A 16,580-nucleotide genomic window follows, 5' to 3' on the forward strand; every position below is an offset into this window, starting at 1 on the left:
GAAGTCTCATACACTGACAAATTCTGACCAACCCATTAGGCTGCCGGGATACTTTTCTGGCCTGGAATAACCGATGCCCTCTGTCTACCGCCTGGCACTGCCAGCATTGTGCCTGTCGCTGATCCTGCCTTGTGCGTTTTCCGTCGAAGCCGCCGACCCGGCGCCTGCCGCCACGGATAAACCCGCCGAAGAAAAACCGGCCGAGCGCCAGCCACTGCTTGAGCGTAGTCAGGAAGAGGCCGCCGCACTGCAACGTAAACTGCCAGCGCAAGAGCAGCAACAACTGCAGGCTGGCAGCGACACTTTCCTCGCCCTGTGGAAACCGGCCAACAGCGCCGAGCCCAAAGGCGCGGTGATCATCGTTCCCGGTGCCGGCGAAACCGCTGACTGGCCGCAGGCAATCGGCCCGTTGCGACGCAAATTGCCGGATGTCGAGTGGAGCAGCCTGAGTATCACCCTGCCGGATCTGCAAGGCGACGCCATTGCTCCGCGCGTGATCGAACCGGCCGCGGCGCCGAAAGCCCCGGAAACCACAAGCAAGGATGCCGCCACCGCACAACCGATCGAACAGGCCGCTGGCGGTGAAGCGGAGGTCGCCGAACAGGTGGTCGCCGAAACCAGCGAAGAACAAGCCAAGGCCGACGCCGAGCGCATTTTCGGACGCATCGACGCAGCGATTGCCTACGCCGAACAGCAGAGCGCGCGCAGCATTGTCGTGCTCGGCCACGGCACCGGCGCTTATTGGGCGGCGCGTTTTCTGAGCGAGCGGCAGACGCCGCAGGTGGAGAAACTGGTGATGGTTGACGCGCAAGCACCGGCCAAAGCCCTGCCGCCACTCGCCGAACTGACGCCGACGCTGAAGCTGCCGACGGTGGATATTTTCTACATGGACAAAGCGCTGGATCGCAACGCGGCGCTGGAGCGCATGCAGGCGAGCAAGCGTCTGAAGACCTCGGCGTTCAGCCAGGTGGCGCTGAAGGTATTGCCGGACAAGAAGGCTGAGCAGGAACAATTGTTTCGGCGGGTGCGGGGCTGGTTGAATCCTCAGGCTGTTGACTGACTGTTCCACCGAGTCGCCCTTAATTCGCGAGCAGGCTCGCTCCCACATTGGATCTATGCACAATTCAATGTGGGAGCGAGCCTGCTCGCGAAGAGGCAGGCACAAGCAAAACCCATCTAATTCCTAGCGAAAATCCCGCCGCTCCCGAATCAACGTATAGGCGTTATGCAATTCCCGCGTCCGCTCGGTCGCCTCACGTACCTGCGCCGGGGTCGCGCCGCTGCCGGCGATCTTGTCCGGGTGATGGCGACTGAGCAACCGTCGGTAAGCGCGCTTGATCTGCGCCGGCTCGCTGCTCGCCGACACCCCAAGCAACTTCATTGCCTCCTGGTAACTCACTGCCGCACTGACGATCGGCCGCTTGCCCGGCTCGTAATCGCTGGCCAATGCCTGCACCTGCTGCGCCGTCCAGCCGAGCCATTTGCCCCACTGCGCCAGCAACTCGCGTTCGCTGACCCCGGCGCGACCATCAGCCCAGACCATTCGCCAGCAGGCACGCAACACGCCCTCAGCCGCATGCGGTTGCGCACTCAATCGACGCAGATAGCCGCGCAGATTGTCGCTGCCGGACTTGCCGCGATTGAATGCAGCAATGGCCCGCCGTGTCGCCGGCTCGCTCATTTCCAGCGCGCGCATTTCATTGCGCGCCTGCTGGATATGCCCGTCAGTGACGCGCCCGTCGCTCTTGGCCAGACGCCCGAGCAACACGAACAGCAATTCATCGTTGCGCAGCATCGGCCGGCCGCCGAGCTTTTCGCGCAAGTGTCCCCAGCTTTGCAAGTGCAGGCGCCGATCCAGCGCCTGCCCCAACAACGCCCCAAGCATGGCCCCCGGAATGCTGGCAATCGCGTACCCCACTCCGGCTCCAATCAGAGTCCCTGGCCACAGCATCTCAGCGACTCGCTTCTATCAAGGCTTCGGCTTCGGCCAGACGCTCGTAGGTACCAACATCTACCCAATGCCCCTTCAACCGCTCGCCCGTCACTTCACCTTTGGCCATGGCGTTGCGTAGCAGCGGCGCGAGCTTGAACGCGCCATCGCTGCAACCATCGAACAACTGCGGATGCAGCACGCCGATACCGCTGTAAGTCAGCGTCTGCGCATCAGGCTCGCCGTCCTGCACTTTGCCGTCGATGAGAGTGAAGTCGCCTTTCGGGTGATGCGGCGGATTGTCGGCCAGCACCAGATGCGCCAGGCCATTGATCGGCTGGTGCAGCACGCTGAAGTCGTAATCGGTCCAGACGTCGCCGTTGACCACCAGAAACGCATCGTCACCCAGTAACGACAGCGCACGGAAAATCCCGCCACCGGTCTCCAGCGGCTCGCCTTCCGGCGAGTACTGAATACTCAGGCCGAAACGCGAACCGTCGCCCAGATGATCCTCGATCTGCTGACCGAGCCAGGCGTGGTTGATGACGATTTCGGTGAAACCTGCGGCCGCGAGGGCGCGCAGGTGATACTCGATCAGCGGCACGCCAGCGGCACGCACCAGCGGTTTCGGCGTGGTCAGGGTCAGCGGGCGCATGCGCTCGCCTTTGCCCGCCGCCAGAATCATTGCCTTCATGCCGTCGCTCCAGCACGCAAGCTGCTGAACAGCGCTTGCAGTTCCGCCAGTTCAGGACGGCGGGCGATCACTGCTTCTATATAAGAGAAGAAGCGCGGCACATCGGCCAGATAGCGTGGCTTGCCATCGCGATGGCAGATACGCGCGAAGATGCCGATGACTTTCAGGTGACGCTGCACGCCCATCAGGTCGCTGGCGCGCAGGAAGTCTTCGAAATCCGCCTGCACCGGAATGTCCAGTGCCGAGGCCTGCTGCCAGTAACTTTCCAGCCAGCCGCGTACACGTTCTTCCGGCCAGCTGAGGAAAGCATCCTTGAACAGGCAGGTCACGTCGTAGGTCACCGGGCCGTAAACCGCGTCCTGAAAGTCCAGCACGCCGGGGTTGGGCTCGCTGAGCATCAGGTTGCGCGGCATGTAGTCGCGGTGCACCAGCACTTTCGGCTGCGCCAGCGCGCTGTCGATCAGCAACTCGCTGATGTGCTGCCATTGTTGCTGCTGGGCCGCATCGAACTCGACGCCCAGCTCGCGCTTGACGTACCACTCGGGGAACAATTCAAGCTCGCGACGCAACAAGGCGACGTCGTAACTGGGCAACGGCGCAACCATCGGCAACTGTTGAAAAGCCAACAGCGCTTGCAGGGCATCGTGGAATAACGCGTCGGCATTTTCGCCATCGATCACGTCGAGATAGGTCTTGTTGCCCAGGTCATTGAGCAAAAGAAAACCGCGTTCTAGGTCTTCGGCGTAAATTTTCGGCACATTAATTCCGGATTTCGCCAGCAAAAAAGCGATATCCACGAACGGTTTGCAGTTTTCCTGGGGCGGCGGCGCGTCCATCACGACGAAGCTGCGGCCATCGCCCTCCCAGCGGAAGTAGCGGCGAAAACTCGCGTCGCTGCTGGCCGCGGTCAACGTGGCCGGGGGCACGGTGCCCCAGCCCTGCTCGGCAAACAGCTTTGCCAACTGCTCATCGAGCCAAACTTTCAGGTGTTGCAAGCGTACATCTTGGTCAGGCATTGCAAGGGTCTCCGACGGCGCTAGCCGTCAAGCGGGTCATGCTTTATTATCCAGCATCTTTTTCAGACCATCGAGAGGCGTGCGGCCCACACCGCGGGCAGATGGCACGCAGGAAGCCCGGACTAATAAGATGGCATTGAAATCCCCCGCGTTTCGTAAAAAATTTCCGTTGTTGGTAACCGGCAGTCTGCTGGCTATGCAACCTCTGGCCAGTCAATTCGTTGTTGCCGCCGAGCAGTATGACTGCTCCGTCTCGGCTACGGGTGGCTGGGACTGTGCGCCCAAGTCGCCCGCCGCGGCATTGCCGCCGCGCCCGGTACATGACGGCAGTGCCGTCAGCGCTGCCGGCGAGCCTGCGGCTGACAAGGGTTCCGACGCCGACACTGGCGCGAAAACCGCACTGGTCACCGAGTCCAAGGGCCGCGGCCTGAAATCCCGTAGCGAAGACTACAGTCACCTCGACTGGGTTCCGCGCGAGAAGCTCACCGCTGCGCAATTGGCCGAGACCGGTCCTTACTGCTCTGGTTCCTATATCGAACCGATTCGTCCTGGCATGAATGACAAGACGAATAAAAGTGACGCGCCGACCTTCATCGGTGCCAAAGCGTCGCGTTATGAGCAGGACACACAAGTCGCCAGCCTCGCCGGTGACGTGGTCATGCGTCAGGGCAGCATGCAGGTCGAAGCCGACGAGGCCAACCTGTATCAGGCCGAGAGCCGTGGCGAACTGGCCGGCAACGTGCGTATCCGCGACAACGGCGCGCTGATCGTCGGCGACCACGCCGATGTGCAGCTCGACACCGGCGAAGCCAAGGTCGACAACGCCGAATACGTGATGCACAAATCGCGCATCCGCGGTAACGCGCTGTATGCCAAGCGTGCTGAAAACGCGATCATCCGCTTGAAGGACGGTACGTACACCACGTGCGAACCGAACAGCAACGCCTGGCAGCTCAAGGGCAACAACATCACCTTGAACCCGGCGACCGGTTTCGGTACCGCAACCAACGTGACGTTGCGCGTCAAAGACATCCCGATTCTGTACACCCCGTACATCTACTTCCCGATCGACGACCGTCGCCAGTCCGGCTTCCTGCCGCCGACCATCGGTTCGGGCAGCGACACCGGCTTCATGCTGGTTACCCCGTACTACTTCAACCTGGCGCCTAACTACGACGCCACGTTGTACCCGCGTTACATGAGCAAGCGCGGCATGCTGGTGGAGGGTGAGTTCCGTTACCTGACCAAGTCGAGCGAAGGGCAGTTCGGTGCCTCGTATCTCAACGACGAGAACGACGATCGCAAGCGCCAGTCCGACTACAACGAGACTCGCTACATGTACAACTGGCAGCACAAGGGCGGTCTCGATTCCCGCGTGCTGACCCAGGTTGACTACACCAAGATCAGCGATCCGTATTACTTCCAGGACCTGCAAACCGACCAGATCGGCGTCAAGAGCGACGACTTCGTCAACCAGCAGGGCTCGGTCACTTATCGTGGCGACAGCTACACCGCACGCCTCAACGCTCAGCAGTATCAACTGGCGACCGTTTCGAACATCACACCGTATGGCCGTCTGCCGCAGATCACCTTCAATGGTCAGCTGCCGTATCACCCGGAAGGTGTGAATTTCGATTACGAGACCGAGTTGGTTCGCTTTGATCGCGACCTGCGTAGCGGCACGTTTGTACAGGAAGACGGCATCACTACCGAGTCGCGCCTGGACAACAACATCACTGGCCTGGCTCGCGCCAATGGCGATCGTTTGAATCTGAAACCGGGCGTCAGCCTGCCGATGAACTGGACGTATGGCTTCCTCAAGCCATCGCTGAAGTACCAGTACACGCAATATCAGCTGGATCTGGATAACACCGGTAAATCGCAGATCGATGCGATGACCGCAGAACAGAGAAAGCTCAACGGCGAGTTCGACAGCAACCAGAACCGTGGCGTACCGATCGCCAGCATCGATGGTGGCCTGTACTTCGACCGCAACACCTCGTATTTCGGCAAGAACTATCGTCAGACCTTGGAACCACGCCTGTTCTACCTCTATGTACCTGAGGTTGATCAGGAAGACATTCCGGTTTTCGACACCAGCGAATACACCTTCAACTACGCCTCGCTGTTCCGCGACAACCGCTTCTCCGGCGCCGACCGTGTCGGCGACGAGAACAAACTGTCGCTGGGCGTAACCAGTCGCTGGATCGAAGACAACGGCTTCGAGCGTCAGCGCATCAGCGTCGGCCAGGCTCTGTACTTCAAGGATCGCAAGGTTCAACTGCCGGGTATCGCTTTCAACGATCGTGACGACGCGAAATCCGACGTTTCGCCATACGCGCTGGAATACGAATACCGCTGGAACCGTGACTGGCGCACCACTGCCGACTACAACTGGGATCCGGACAGCCGCAGCCCACGCTCGGGCAGTGCGATGTTCCACTATCAGCCGGAAGACAATCCGAACAAAGTCATCAACGTTGGTTATCGCTACCGTAATGACCAGGTCCGTTTTGACCAGAACACCGGTAAATGGTCTGTGGGCGGCGGTGACTATGGCACCCCGGGCCAACCTGGCTACGTGAAGGACTACTACAAGATCCAGCAGCATGACTTCTCGGTCATCTGGCCGATCGTTCCGCAGTGGAACGCCATCAGCCGCTGGCAGTACGACTACAACCGCAACCGCACGCTGGAAGCTTTCGGTGGTTTCGAATACGACAACTGCTGCTGGAAACTGCGCCTGATCAACCGTTACTGGGTTTCCTATGACGAGTTCAGCCAGGAAGCTCCGCAAAACGAAAAAGGCGACCATGGCGTCTTCCTCCAAATTGTTCTGAAGGGACTCGGCGGCCTGACTGGCGCCAAGGTAGAGAGCTTCCTCGACAAAGGCATTCAAGGTTATCGTGAACGTGAAGACCAAGCTTTCTGATTGTCTGCGCCCGGTGCTGCTGGGCGCGCTGTTCCTGGGTACGGCGGCCAACGCCGCCGTACAGTCCATCGACAAAGTGGTGGCGATCGTCGACAACGACGTGGTCATGCAGAGCCAACTGGACCAGCGCGTTCACGAAGTTCAGCAGACCATCGCCAAGCGCGGTGGCGGCCTGCCGCCTCCGGGCGTGCTCGATCAGCAGGTGCTCGAGCGTCTGATCGTCGAAAACCTGCAACTGCAGATCGGCGAACGCTCGGGCATCCGCATCACTGACGAAGAGTTGAACCAGGCTGTCGGCACCATTGCTCAGCGCAACAACATGACTGTTGATCAGTTCCGTGCTGCGCTGGCTCGCGATGGCCTGAACTATGACGACGCCCGTGATCAGATCAAGCGCGAGATGATCATCAGCCGGGTGCGTCAGCGTCGCGTGGCAGAACGCATTCAGGTGTCCGAGCAGGAAGTGAAGAACTTCCTCGCCTCCGATCTCGGCAAGATGCAACTGTCCGAAGAACTGCACCTGGCCAACATCCTGATTCCAACCCCTGAAAGCGCTAACTCTGAAGCGATTCAGAGCGCTTATCGTCAGGCCATGGATGTTTACCAGCAGCTCAAGCAAGGCGCTGACTTCGGTCAGATGGCCGTGGCCAGATCCGGCAGCGACAACGCGCTGGAAGGCGGCGACATGGGCTGGCGTAAAGCCGCGCAGCTGCCGCCGCCGTTCGATCGCGAATTGAGCAGCATGGCCGTCGGCGACATTACCCAGCCTGCGCGTACGCCGGGCGGCTTCATTATTCTGAAGCTGTTGGGCAAACGCGGCGGCGAAGCGCAGATGCGCGACGAAGTGCATGTGCGTCACATCCTGGTCAAGCCGAGCCCGATCCGCGACGAAGCCAAGACCAAGGCGCTGGTGCAATCGTTGTATGACCGCATCACCGCCGGCGAAGACTTTGCCGAACTGGCGAAAAACTATTCGGAAGATCCGGGTTCCGCCCTTAACGGCGGCGACCTGAACTGGATCGACCCGAACGTGCTGGTACCGGAATTCCGCGAAGTGATGGCTTCGACCCCACAAGGTCAGCTGTCCAAGCCATTCCAGACCCAATACGGCTGGCACGTGCTGGAAGTCCTTGGCCGTCGCGCCACTGACGGCACCGAACAGGCCCGTGAGCAGCAAGCCATGACCGTACTGCGGAACCGCAAATACGACGAAGAGCTGCAGACCTGGCTGCGTCAGATCCGTGACGAAGCATACGTAGAGATCAAACTTCCTGGTGCAGACCAGGCAGCGCAGTGAAACCCAAGCGTTTCGCGCTGACACCCGGCGAACCAGCCGGCATCGGTCCCGACCTGTGCCTGCTGCTCGCTTCGCAAGCCCAGCCACATCCCCTGATTGCCATCACCAGCCGCGACCTGCTCCTTGAGCGGGCCGCGCAACTGGGGCTGGCCGTCAACCTGCTGGATGTCGCGCCGGGGCAGTGGCCAGATGTTCCAGCACCGGCCAATAGTCTGTACGTCTGGGACACCCCGCTCAGCGCACCGGTAATCGCCGGGCAACTGAACAAGGCCAACGCGGCATTCGTCCTCGAAACCTTGACCCGCGCCGGCAACGGCTGCCTGAACGGCGACTTCGCCGGGATGATCACCGCGCCGGTGCACAAAGGTGTGATCAACGAGTCGGGCATCGCGTTCTCTGGACACACTGAGTTTCTCGCCGACCTGACGCACACCGCGCAAGTAGTGATGATGCTTGCCACTCGCGGTTTGCGCGTGGCGCTGGTCACCACACATCTGCCTCTGCGCGAGATTGCCGACGCGATCACCCCGGAGCGGCTGGAGCGCGTGACGCGAATCCTGCACGCCGACCTGCAAGACAAATTCGGCATCGCCCGGCCCCGCATCCTGGTCTGCGGCCTCAACCCGCACGCCGGTGAAGGCGGCCACCTGGGCCATGAAGAAATCGACATCATCGAACCGACATTAGAGCGCCTGCGCGGCGAGGGCATGGACCTTCGTGGCCCGCTGCCTGCCGACACTCTGTTTACCCCCAAATATCTGGAGCACTGCGACGCAGTGCTGGCGATGTACCACGACCAGGGCTTGCCCGTGCTCAAGTACAAAGGCTTCGGCGCTGCCGTCAACGTGACGCTGGGCCTGCCGATCATCCGCACCTCGGTCGACCATGGCACCGCCCTGGATCTGGCCGGCAGCGGCAGGATCGACACCGGCAGCCTGCAAGTCGCCCTGGAAACCGCCTACCAGATGGCCGAGACCCGTTTATGAACGAGCAATACCAACACAAGGCGCGCAAACGCTTTGGTCAGAACTTCCTCCACGATGCCGGCGTTATCGACCGCATTCTGCGCTCCATTCACGCCAAGCCTGACGACCGCCTGCTGGAAATCGGCCCCGGTCAGGGTGCGCTGACCCAAGGTTTGCTGGGCTCCGGCGCGCAACTCGACGTAGTGGAGCTGGACAAGGATCTGATCCCGATCCTCAATCAGCAGTTTGCCGGCATGAGCAATTTCAACCTGCATCAGGGCGATGCGCTGAAGTTCGACTTCAATACGCTGAACGCCGCACCGAACAGCCTGCGGGTGGTTGGCAACCTGCCGTACAACATCTCCACGCCGCTGATTTTTCACCTGCTGAACAACGCCGGCATCATTCGTGACATGCATTTCATGCTGCAGAAAGAAGTGGTCGAGCGTCTGGCCGCAGGCCCGGGTGGCGGTGACTGGGGTCGTTTGTCGATCATGGTTCAGTACCATTGCCGCGTGGAACATTTGTTCAACGTCGGCCCGGGCGCATTCAATCCGCCGCCGAAAGTCGATTCGGCGATCGTTCGTCTCGTGCCCCACGCGGTACTGCCGCACCCGGCCAAAGATCACAAGCTGCTGGAGCGCGTTGTGCGCGAAGCCTTCAACCAGCGCCGCAAAACCTTGCGCAATACCCTCAAGCAATTGCTCAGCAACGCCGAGATCGAAGCCGCTGGCGTTGATGGCAGCCTGCGTCCCGAGCAACTGGATCTGGCCGCATTCGTGCGCCTGGCCGACCAGCTCGCGATACAGGTCCCGGCAGCTCCCGCCGCCGACTGACCCGCGATGAACGCTATCGGGCAGCACACCACTCTGGTTTACTGCCCGATACTTGCCTAGACTGATTCCCCATCAGCTACGCCCCGCGTTCCGCTTCGTTAAGGCCCTCTTGCATGTCCGATTCCCGTTACCAGGTCGATGTCAGCGTCGTCACCCATTATCTGGCAGACCAATCGCAACCCGAACACGACCGTTTCGCCTTCGCCTACACCATCACCGTGCAGAACAACGGCGAGCTTGCCGCCAAGCTTCTGTCCCGGCACTGGGTGATTACCGATGGTGACGGCCATGTCGAACACGTGCGCGGTGAAGGCGTCGTCGGCCAGCAACCGTTGATCGATGCAGGCAAGAGCCACACGTATACCAGCGGCACGGTGATGACCACCAAGGTCGGCACCATGCAAGGCTCCTATCAGATGCTCGCCGACGACGGCAAACGTTTCGATGCGACCATCAAACCGTTTCGGCTCGCCGTGCCCGGAGCCCTGCACTGATGACGACGTACGCCGTCGGCGACCTGCAAGGCTGCCTCGAACCGCTCAAGTGCCTGCTCAAGCAAGTTGCCTTCGACCCGGTGCTGGATCGGCTATGGCTGGTCGGCGATCTGGTCAACCGTGGTCCGCAGTCGCTGGAAACCCTGCGCTTTCTCCATGGCATGCGTGAATCGCTGGTCTGCGTGCTCGGCAATCACGACCTGCACCTGCTGGCCGCCGCGAAAAAGATCGAGCGCTTGAAGAAAAGTGACACCTTGCGCGAAATCATCGAGGCCCCCGACGGCCCGCAATTGATGGAATGGCTGCGCCAGCAGAAGCTGATGCATTACGACGAAACACGCGATGTTGCGATGGTCCATGCCGGCATCCCGCCGCAATGGTCGCTGCGCCGTGCGTTGAAGTGCGCCGCCGAAGTCGAGACCGCCCTGCGTGACGACAACGTATTCCCCGCCTACCTTGACGGTATGTACGGCAACGAGCCGGCAAAATGGGACAACGATCTCAAAGGCATTGATCGTCTGCGGGTGATCACCAATTACTTCACGCGCATGCGCTTTTGCACCGCCGAGGGCAAGCTCGACCTCAAAAGCAAGGAAGGCCTGGACAGCGCCCCGCCCGGCTACAAGCCGTGGTTCCAGCACAAGGAGCGCAAGACCAAAGGCCTGCGCATCATCTTCGGTCACTGGGCTGCGCTCGAGGGCAATATCCACGAGCCGGGCATTTCCGCGCTGGACACCGGATGCGTCTGGGGCGGCAGCCTGACGCTGATGAACGTCGACAGCGGCGAACGCCTGTCATGCAAATGCGACGAGCACGGCGGGCTTGCACACACGGTCGCGCCACTTATCCCCGAATCTTCGCCAGTCGACGCGCCGCGTTAGACTGCACTTTCAGTTGAGCTACAGGAACCCGCCATGAGCGAATTCAAACGAATCCCCCCGGAACAGGCGCAGGCCCTGCGTGAACAAGGCGCCGTTGTGGTTGACGTACGCGATCCAGCGACCTTTGCCGCGCTGCACATCAGCGGCTCCAAACATCTCGACAACCATTCGCTGCACGCTTTCATTCAAGGCGCCGACCTTGATGCACCGACCGTCGTGGTTTGCTACCACGGCAATTCCAGTCAGGGCGCAGCCGCCTATCTGGTCAGCCAAGGCTTCTCCGACGTTTACAGCATGGACGGGGGCTTTGAGCTGTGGCGTACGACTTATCCGTCGGAAACCGCGCAAGGCACCGCCGAATAATTTTTTTGCGCAGCGCAGGCCCCGGCTGCCGTGGGCCTGCGCGCGGCAGACGAACGGTCTGCCACAACTAATTACGTATCTCGCCTTTACCTCTCGAATTCCCAACTATCCTTAAGCGCAGGCCATCCAAATCAGGGGAGAGCCGGTACACCGGCGCGCGGATCATCGGGAGTAGCTTTCGCGGTTTGTCGACCGTGGGAGAATTCTGGGGGGTAAACAGCAGCTGCCACAGCGACTGCTGCCAGCATCGACTGAGTGATCCGGCGTCGGCTCCACGTATCGAGCGAGGTGACGTCATGAGTATCTTTAGCCACTTCCAACAACGCTTCGAATCCACACGCCAGGAAGAACTCTCTCTGCAGGAGTACCTGGAGCTGTGCAAAAACGATCGCAGCGCCTACGTTTCCGCCGCCGAGCGTCTATTGATGGCGATCGGCGAACCGGAACTGCTCGACACTTCGACCAATTCGAGGCTGTCGCGCATCTTCTCCAACAAGGTGATCCGCCGCTATCCGGCCTTTGAAGACTTCCACGGGATGGAAGAATGCATCGACCAGATCGTCTCGTATTTCCGCCACGCCGCCCAAGGCCTGGAAGAGAAGAAACAGATTCTTTATCTGCTCGGCCCGGTTGGCGGCGGTAAATCGTCCCTGGCCGAGAAGCTGAAACAGCTGATGGAAAAAGTGCCTTTCTACGCCATCAAGGGCTCGCCGGTCTTCGAATCACCTCTGGGTCTGTTCAACGCCACTGAAGATGGCGCGATCCTTGAGGAAGATTTCGGCATTCCACGACGCTACCTGAACACCATCATGTCGCCTTGGGCGACCAAACGCCTGGCCGAATTCGGCGGCGACATCAGTCAGTTCCGCGTGGTCAAGCTGTATCCGTCGATCCTAAATCAGATTGCCGTGGCCAAGACCGAACCCGGTGACGAGAACAACCAGGACATCTCGGCGCTGGTCGGCAAGGTCGATATCCGCAAACTCGAAGAATTCCCGCAGAACGACGCTGACGCTTACAGCTACTCCGGTGCGCTGTGCCGAGCCAACCAGGGCTTGATGGAATTCGTCGAAATGTTCAAGGCGCCGATCAAGGTGCTGCACCCATTGCTGACCGCTACTCAGGAAGGTAACTACAACAGTACCGAAGGCCTCGGCGCGATTCCGTTCACCGGGATTTTGCTGGCTCACTCCAACGAGTCGGAGTGGCACACCTTCCGCAACAACAAGAACAACGAGGCGTTCATCGACCGGATCTACATCGTCAAAGTGCCGTACTGCCTGCGCGTCAGCGATGAAGTGAAGATCTACGACAAACTCCTGTTCAACAGTTCCTTGTCCAAGGCGCACTGCGCACCGGACACCTTGAAAATGCTTGCGCAATTCACCGTGCTGTCGCGCCTCAAGGAGCCGGAAAACTCCAACATCTATTCGAAGATGCGCGTCTACGATGGTGAAAACCTCAAGGATACCGATCCGAAGGCCAAGTCGATTCAGGAGTATCGCGATTCGGCCGGTGTCGACGAAGGCATGAACGGCCTGTCGACCCGCTTCGCCTTCAAGATTCTCTCCAAGGTGTTCAACTTTGATCCGCATGAAATCGCCGCCAATCCGGTGCACCTGCTCTATGTGCTGGAGCAGCAGATCGAACAGGAACAGTTCCAGGCAGAAACCCGCGAACGCTACCTGCGCTATCTGAAGGAATACCTGGCGCCGCGCTACATCGAGTTCATCGGCAAGGAAATCCAGACCGCTTATCTGGAGTCCTACAGCGAATACGGCCAGAACATCTTCGACCGCTACGTGCTGTATGCGGATTTCTGGATTCAGGATCAGGAGTATCGCGATCCGGAAACCGGCGAGATTCTCAACCGCGTGGCGCTGAACGAAGAACTGGAGAAAATCGAGAAACCGGCCGGCATCAGCAATCCGAAGGATTTCCGCAACGAAATCGTCAACTTCGTCCTGCGCGCCCGGGCCAACAACAACGGCAAGAACCCGACCTGGCTAAGCTACGAAAAACTGCGGGTGGTCATCGAGAAGAAAATGTTCTCCAACACCGAAGACCTGCTGCCCGTCATCAGCTTCAACGCCAAGGCCAGCAAGGAGGATCAGCAGAAACACAACGACTTCGTTACGCGAATGGTTGAACGTGGCTACACCGATAAACAGGTACGCCTGCTGTCCGAATGGTACCTGCGGGTCCGCAAGTCGCAGTGAGGCAGCTGCAAGCTATAAGCCACAAGCTGCAAGAACAAAGCGCGTGAACCTGAAAACACGGGCATTCGCTTTTACTTGCAGCTTGCAGCTCAAAACTTGAAGCTCCCCGGAGGGGCCTTATGAGCTATGTGATCGACCGACGCCTCAATGGCAAGAACAAGAGCACGGTAAACCGCCAGCGTTTTCTGCGGCGTTACCGTGACCACATCAAGAAGGCTGTCGAAGAGGCAGTCAGTCGCCGCTCCATTACCGATATGGAGCACGGTGAACAGATCAGCATTCCCGGCCGCGATATCGACGAGCCGGTGCTTCATCATGGACGCGGCGGCAAGCAGACCGTGGTGCATCCCGGTAACAAAGAGTTCACGGCCGGTGAACATATCGCTCGTCCACCGGGAGGCGGCGGTGGACGCGGTCCGGGCAAGGCGGGGAATTCCGGCGAAGGCATGGACGAGTTCGTCTTCCAGATCACGCAGGAAGAGTTCCTCGAATTCATGTTCGAAGACCTTGAATTGCCGAATCTGGTCAAACGCAACCTGACCGGCACCGACACGTTCAAAACCGTACGCGCCGGGATCAGCAACGAAGGTAACCCTTCACGCATCAATATCATCCGCACCCTGCGCTCAGCACATGCACGTCGTATTGCCCTGTCCGGCAGCAGCCGCGCAAAGCTTCGTGAAGCCAAGGGAGAGCTGGCACGGCTCAAGCGCGAAGAACCGGACAACTTCGGCGATATCCAGGAACTCGAGGCTGAAATTGAAAAACTCAGCGCACGCATCCATCGCGTGCCGTTCCTAGATACCTTCGACTTGAAATACAACCTGTTGGTCAAGCAACCCAATCCCAGTTCCAAAGCAGTGATGTTCTGCCTGATGGACGTTTCCGGTTCGATGACGCAGGCGACCAAGGACATCGCCAAGCGCTTCTTCATCCTGCTGTACCTTTTCCTCAAGCGTAACTACGACAAGATCGACGTGGTGTTCATCCGTCACCACACCAGCGCCCGGGAAGTGGACGAAGAGGAGTTTTTCTATTCTCGTGAGACCGGCGGCACCATTGTTTCCAGCGCCCTGAAGCTGATGCAGGAAATCATGGCCGAGCGCTATCCGAGCAACGAGTGGAACATCTACGCCGCTCAGGCCTCGGACGGCGACAACTGGAACGACGATTCGCCGATCTGCCGCGACATCCTGATCAACCAGATCATGCCGTTTGTGCAGTACTACACTTATGTGGAGATCACCCCGCGCGAACATCAGGCCCTGTGGTACGAGTACGAACGCATCGCCGAAGCCTTCTCTGACACTTTTGCCCAGCAGCAACTGGTCTCGGCCGGAGATATCTATCCGGTCTTCCGTGAACTCTTCCAGCGCAGGTTAGTGACATGACCGCCAAAGAGCAGAAACGCCAACCGATTTCCACCGGCTCAGAATGGACATTCGAGCTGATCCAGACCTACGACCGTGAAATCGCCCGGATCGCGGCCCGCTATGCACTGGACACCTATCCCAACCAGATCGAAGTGATCACCGCCGAGCAGATGATGGACGCCTATGCCTCGGTGGGCATGCCGCTGGGCTATCACCACTGGTCCTACGGCAAACACTTCCTCAGCACAGAGAAATCCTACAGTCGCGGGCAGATGGGCCTGGCTTACGAGATCGTAATCAACTCCGATCCGTGCATCGCCTATCTGATGGAAGAAAACACCATCTGCATGCAGGCGCTGGTGGTGGCCCATGCCTGCTATGGCCACAACAGCTTCTTCAAGGGCAACTACCTGTTCCGCACCTGGACCGATGCCAGTTCGATCATCGATTACCTGGTGTTCGCCAAGCAGTACATCATGCAGTGCGAGGAACGCCACGGCATCGACGCCGTGGAAGACCTGCTCGATTCCTGCCATGCCTTGATGAATTACGGCGTCGACCGCTACAAGCGTCCGTATCCGATCTCCGCCGAAGAAGAGCGCCGGCGGCAAAAGGACCGTGAAGAGCACATGCAGAAGCAGATCAATGATCTGTGGCGCACCATTCCCAAAGGCGCGGACAAATACAGCGACAAGGACAACGCCCGCTTCCCGGCCGAACCGCAGGAAAACATCCTCTATTTCATCGAGAAACACGCGCCACTGCTGGAACCCTGGCAACGCGAAATCGTGCGCATCGTGCGCAAGATCGCCCAGTATTTCTATCCGCAGCGCCAGACTCAGGTCATGAACGAAGGCTGGGCAACATTCTGGCACTACACGCTGATGAATGATCTGTATGACGAAGGCCTGGTCACCGACGGCTTCATGATGGAATTCCTCACCTCGCACACCAGCGTGGTATTCCAACCGGGTTTCGACAGTCCGTACTACAGCGGCATCAACCCGTATGCGTTGGGTTTCGCCATGTACCGCGACATTCGGCGCATGTGCGAAGAGCCTACCGAAGAGGATCGCCGCTGGTTCCCGGACATCGCCGGTTCCGACTGGCTGTCGACCATCAAGTTCGCCATGAGCAGTTTCAAGGACGAGAGCTTCATCCTGCAGTACCTGTCGCCCAAGGTGATCCGCGATCTGAAGCTGTTCAGCATTCTCGATGACGACCAGAAAGACGACCTGCTGGTGCCGGCCATCCATGATGAGGGCGGCTACCGGATCATCCGGGAAACCCTGGCCGCGCAGTACAACCTCGGCAATCGTGAGCCGAACGTGCAGATCTACAGCATTGATCGGCGCGGCGATCGCTCGCTGACCCTGCGCCATCAGCAGCACGACCGCAAACCCTTGGGCGACTCCACCGAGGAAGTGCTCAAGCACCTGCACCGGCTCTGGGGCTTCGACATTCATCTGGAAACCCTGCAAGGCGACCAGATCATGAAAACCCATCACGTGCCGCCCCGCAGTGAACACAGCGAGGGCGATTACGGCCGGCTCGATCTGGCCGTGATTCATCTTTGATCC

14 protein-coding genes are annotated in these 16,580 nt (G+C 59.5%); 11 read left to right on the forward strand and 3 right to left on the reverse strand.

The features are described from left to right. Positions 1 to 73: 73 nt before the first annotated feature. On the forward strand, positions 74 to 1,060 hold the full coding sequence (locus J5M66_RS00155; RefSeq protein ID WP_123443844.1) for an alpha/beta hydrolase family protein: 987 nt from the start codon (positions 74 to 76) through the stop codon (positions 1,058 to 1,060). 123 nt (positions 1,061 to 1,183) lie between these two features. Here J5M66_RS00155 and J5M66_RS00160 read toward each other — a convergent pair whose 3' ends face one another. The 3 genes from J5M66_RS00160 to J5M66_RS00170 are packed head-to-tail and all read right to left on the reverse strand — an operon-like array spanning position 1,184 to position 3,640. Further along, on the reverse strand, positions 1,184 to 1,951 hold the full coding sequence (locus J5M66_RS00160; protein ID WP_073476573.1) for a TerB family tellurite resistance protein: 768 nt from the start codon (positions 1,949 to 1,951) through the stop codon (positions 1,184 to 1,186). Between the two features lies 1 nt (position 1,952). Further along, positions 1,953 to 2,624 carry an N-acetylmuramate alpha-1-phosphate uridylyltransferase MurU gene (murU, locus tag J5M66_RS00165; protein ID WP_123443843.1) on the reverse strand — a complete coding sequence of 224 codons (672 nt, stop codon included), beginning with the start codon at positions 2,622 to 2,624 and terminating at the stop codon, positions 1,953 to 1,955. Further along, on the reverse strand, positions 2,621 to 3,640 hold the full coding sequence (locus tag J5M66_RS00170; protein WP_016772900.1) for a phosphotransferase: 1,020 nt from the start codon (positions 3,638 to 3,640) through the stop codon (positions 2,621 to 2,623). The genes murU and J5M66_RS00170 overlap by 4 nt, the downstream gene beginning before the upstream one ends. 130 nt (positions 3,641 to 3,770) lie before the next feature. Between J5M66_RS00170 and J5M66_RS00175 the strand changes: the two genes are divergently transcribed. The 10 genes from J5M66_RS00175 (at position 3,771) to J5M66_RS00220 (ending at position 16,577) form a co-directional block, all read left to right on the forward strand. Beyond that, complete coding sequence (locus J5M66_RS00175; RefSeq protein WP_207807468.1) at positions 3,771 to 6,572, forward strand: LPS-assembly protein LptD; 2,802 nt, start codon at positions 3,771 to 3,773, stop codon at positions 6,570 to 6,572. Continuing rightward, positions 6,547 to 7,869 carry a peptidylprolyl isomerase SurA gene (gene surA, locus J5M66_RS00180; protein ID WP_207807469.1) on the forward strand — a complete coding sequence of 441 codons (1,323 nt, stop codon included), beginning with the start codon at positions 6,547 to 6,549 and terminating at the stop codon, positions 7,867 to 7,869. The genes J5M66_RS00175 and surA overlap by 26 nt, the downstream gene beginning before the upstream one ends. Next, positions 7,866 to 8,855 (forward strand): 4-hydroxythreonine-4-phosphate dehydrogenase PdxA, encoded by a 990-nt coding sequence (gene pdxA / locus J5M66_RS00185; protein WP_207807470.1) that lies wholly within the window; start codon positions 7,866 to 7,868, stop codon positions 8,853 to 8,855. The genes surA and pdxA overlap by 4 nt, the downstream gene beginning before the upstream one ends. Beyond that, on the forward strand, positions 8,852 to 9,670 hold the full coding sequence (gene rsmA / locus J5M66_RS00190) for a 16S rRNA (adenine(1518)-N(6)/adenine(1519)-N(6))-dimethyltransferase RsmA (RefSeq protein ID WP_041476699.1): 819 nt from the start codon (positions 8,852 to 8,854) through the stop codon (positions 9,668 to 9,670). The genes pdxA and rsmA overlap by 4 nt, the downstream gene beginning before the upstream one ends. A 113-nt stretch (positions 9,671 to 9,783) precedes the next feature. Further along, a complete protein-coding gene (gene apaG, locus J5M66_RS00195; protein ID WP_122612442.1) occupies positions 9,784 to 10,164 on the forward strand; it encodes a Co2+/Mg2+ efflux protein ApaG in 381 nt (126 codons plus the stop codon). Further along, a complete protein-coding gene (locus J5M66_RS00200) occupies positions 10,164 to 11,045 on the forward strand; it encodes a symmetrical bis(5'-nucleosyl)-tetraphosphatase (protein ID WP_207807471.1) in 882 nt (293 codons plus the stop codon). The genes apaG and J5M66_RS00200 overlap by 1 nt, the downstream gene beginning before the upstream one ends. A 33-nt stretch (positions 11,046 to 11,078) precedes the next feature. Further along, entirely contained in the window at positions 11,079 to 11,408 is a 330-nt protein-coding gene (gene glpE / locus J5M66_RS00205; RefSeq protein WP_016772893.1) for a thiosulfate sulfurtransferase GlpE, read from the forward strand. Between the two features lie 296 nt (positions 11,409 to 11,704). Beyond that, a complete protein-coding gene (locus J5M66_RS00210; RefSeq protein ID WP_016772892.1) occupies positions 11,705 to 13,627 on the forward strand; it encodes a PrkA family serine protein kinase in 1,923 nt (640 codons plus the stop codon). A 119-nt stretch (positions 13,628 to 13,746) separates the two neighbouring features. Further along, on the forward strand, positions 13,747 to 15,018 hold the full coding sequence (locus J5M66_RS00215; protein WP_207807472.1) for a YeaH/YhbH family protein: 1,272 nt from the start codon (positions 13,747 to 13,749) through the stop codon (positions 15,016 to 15,018). Beyond that, positions 15,015 to 16,577, forward strand: a complete 1,563-nt coding sequence (locus tag J5M66_RS00220; RefSeq protein WP_024014545.1) for a SpoVR family protein — start codon at positions 15,015 to 15,017, stop codon at positions 16,575 to 16,577. Before J5M66_RS00215 ends, J5M66_RS00220 begins: the two co-directional genes overlap by 4 nt. Positions 16,578 to 16,580: the final 3 nt, after the last annotated feature.

Source organism: Pseudomonas sp. 67(2021), from assembly GCF_017491835.1.
In the GTDB taxonomy this organism is placed as follows: Bacteria; Pseudomonadota; Gammaproteobacteria; order Pseudomonadales; family Pseudomonadaceae; genus Aquipseudomonas; species Aquipseudomonas atacamensis.

Bases quoted from the DNA above. Each gene is read 5' to 3' on its own strand.
- J5M66_RS00170 (WP_016772900.1), bottom strand. From the start codon at position 3,640: ATGCCTGACCAAGATGTACGCTTGCAACACCTGAAAGTTTGGCTCGAT.
- J5M66_RS00160 (WP_073476573.1), bottom strand. From the start codon at position 1,951: ATGCTGTGGCCAGGGACTCTGATTGGAGCCGGAGTGGGGTACGCGATT.
- glpE (WP_016772893.1), top strand. From the start codon at position 11,079: ATGAGCGAATTCAAACGAATCCCCCCGGAACAGGCGCAGGCCCTGCGT.
- J5M66_RS00220 (WP_024014545.1), top strand. From the start codon at position 15,015: ATGACCGCCAAAGAGCAGAAACGCCAACCGATTTCCACCGGCTCAGAA.
- J5M66_RS00175 (WP_207807468.1), top strand. From the start codon at position 3,771: ATGGCATTGAAATCCCCCGCGTTTCGTAAAAAATTTCCGTTGTTGGTA.
- rsmA (WP_041476699.1), top strand. From the start codon at position 8,852: ATGAACGAGCAATACCAACACAAGGCGCGCAAACGCTTTGGTCAGAAC.
- murU (WP_123443843.1), bottom strand. From the start codon at position 2,624: ATGAAGGCAATGATTCTGGCGGCGGGCAAAGGCGAGCGCATGCGCCCG.
- J5M66_RS00155 (WP_123443844.1), top strand. From the start codon at position 74: ATGCCCTCTGTCTACCGCCTGGCACTGCCAGCATTGTGCCTGTCGCTG.
- apaG (WP_122612442.1), top strand. From the start codon at position 9,784: ATGTCCGATTCCCGTTACCAGGTCGATGTCAGCGTCGTCACCCATTAT.
- J5M66_RS00215 (WP_207807472.1), top strand. From the start codon at position 13,747: ATGAGCTATGTGATCGACCGACGCCTCAATGGCAAGAACAAGAGCACG.
- J5M66_RS00200 (WP_207807471.1), top strand. From the start codon at position 10,164: ATGACGACGTACGCCGTCGGCGACCTGCAAGGCTGCCTCGAACCGCTC.
- J5M66_RS00210 (WP_016772892.1), top strand. From the start codon at position 11,705: ATGAGTATCTTTAGCCACTTCCAACAACGCTTCGAATCCACACGCCAG.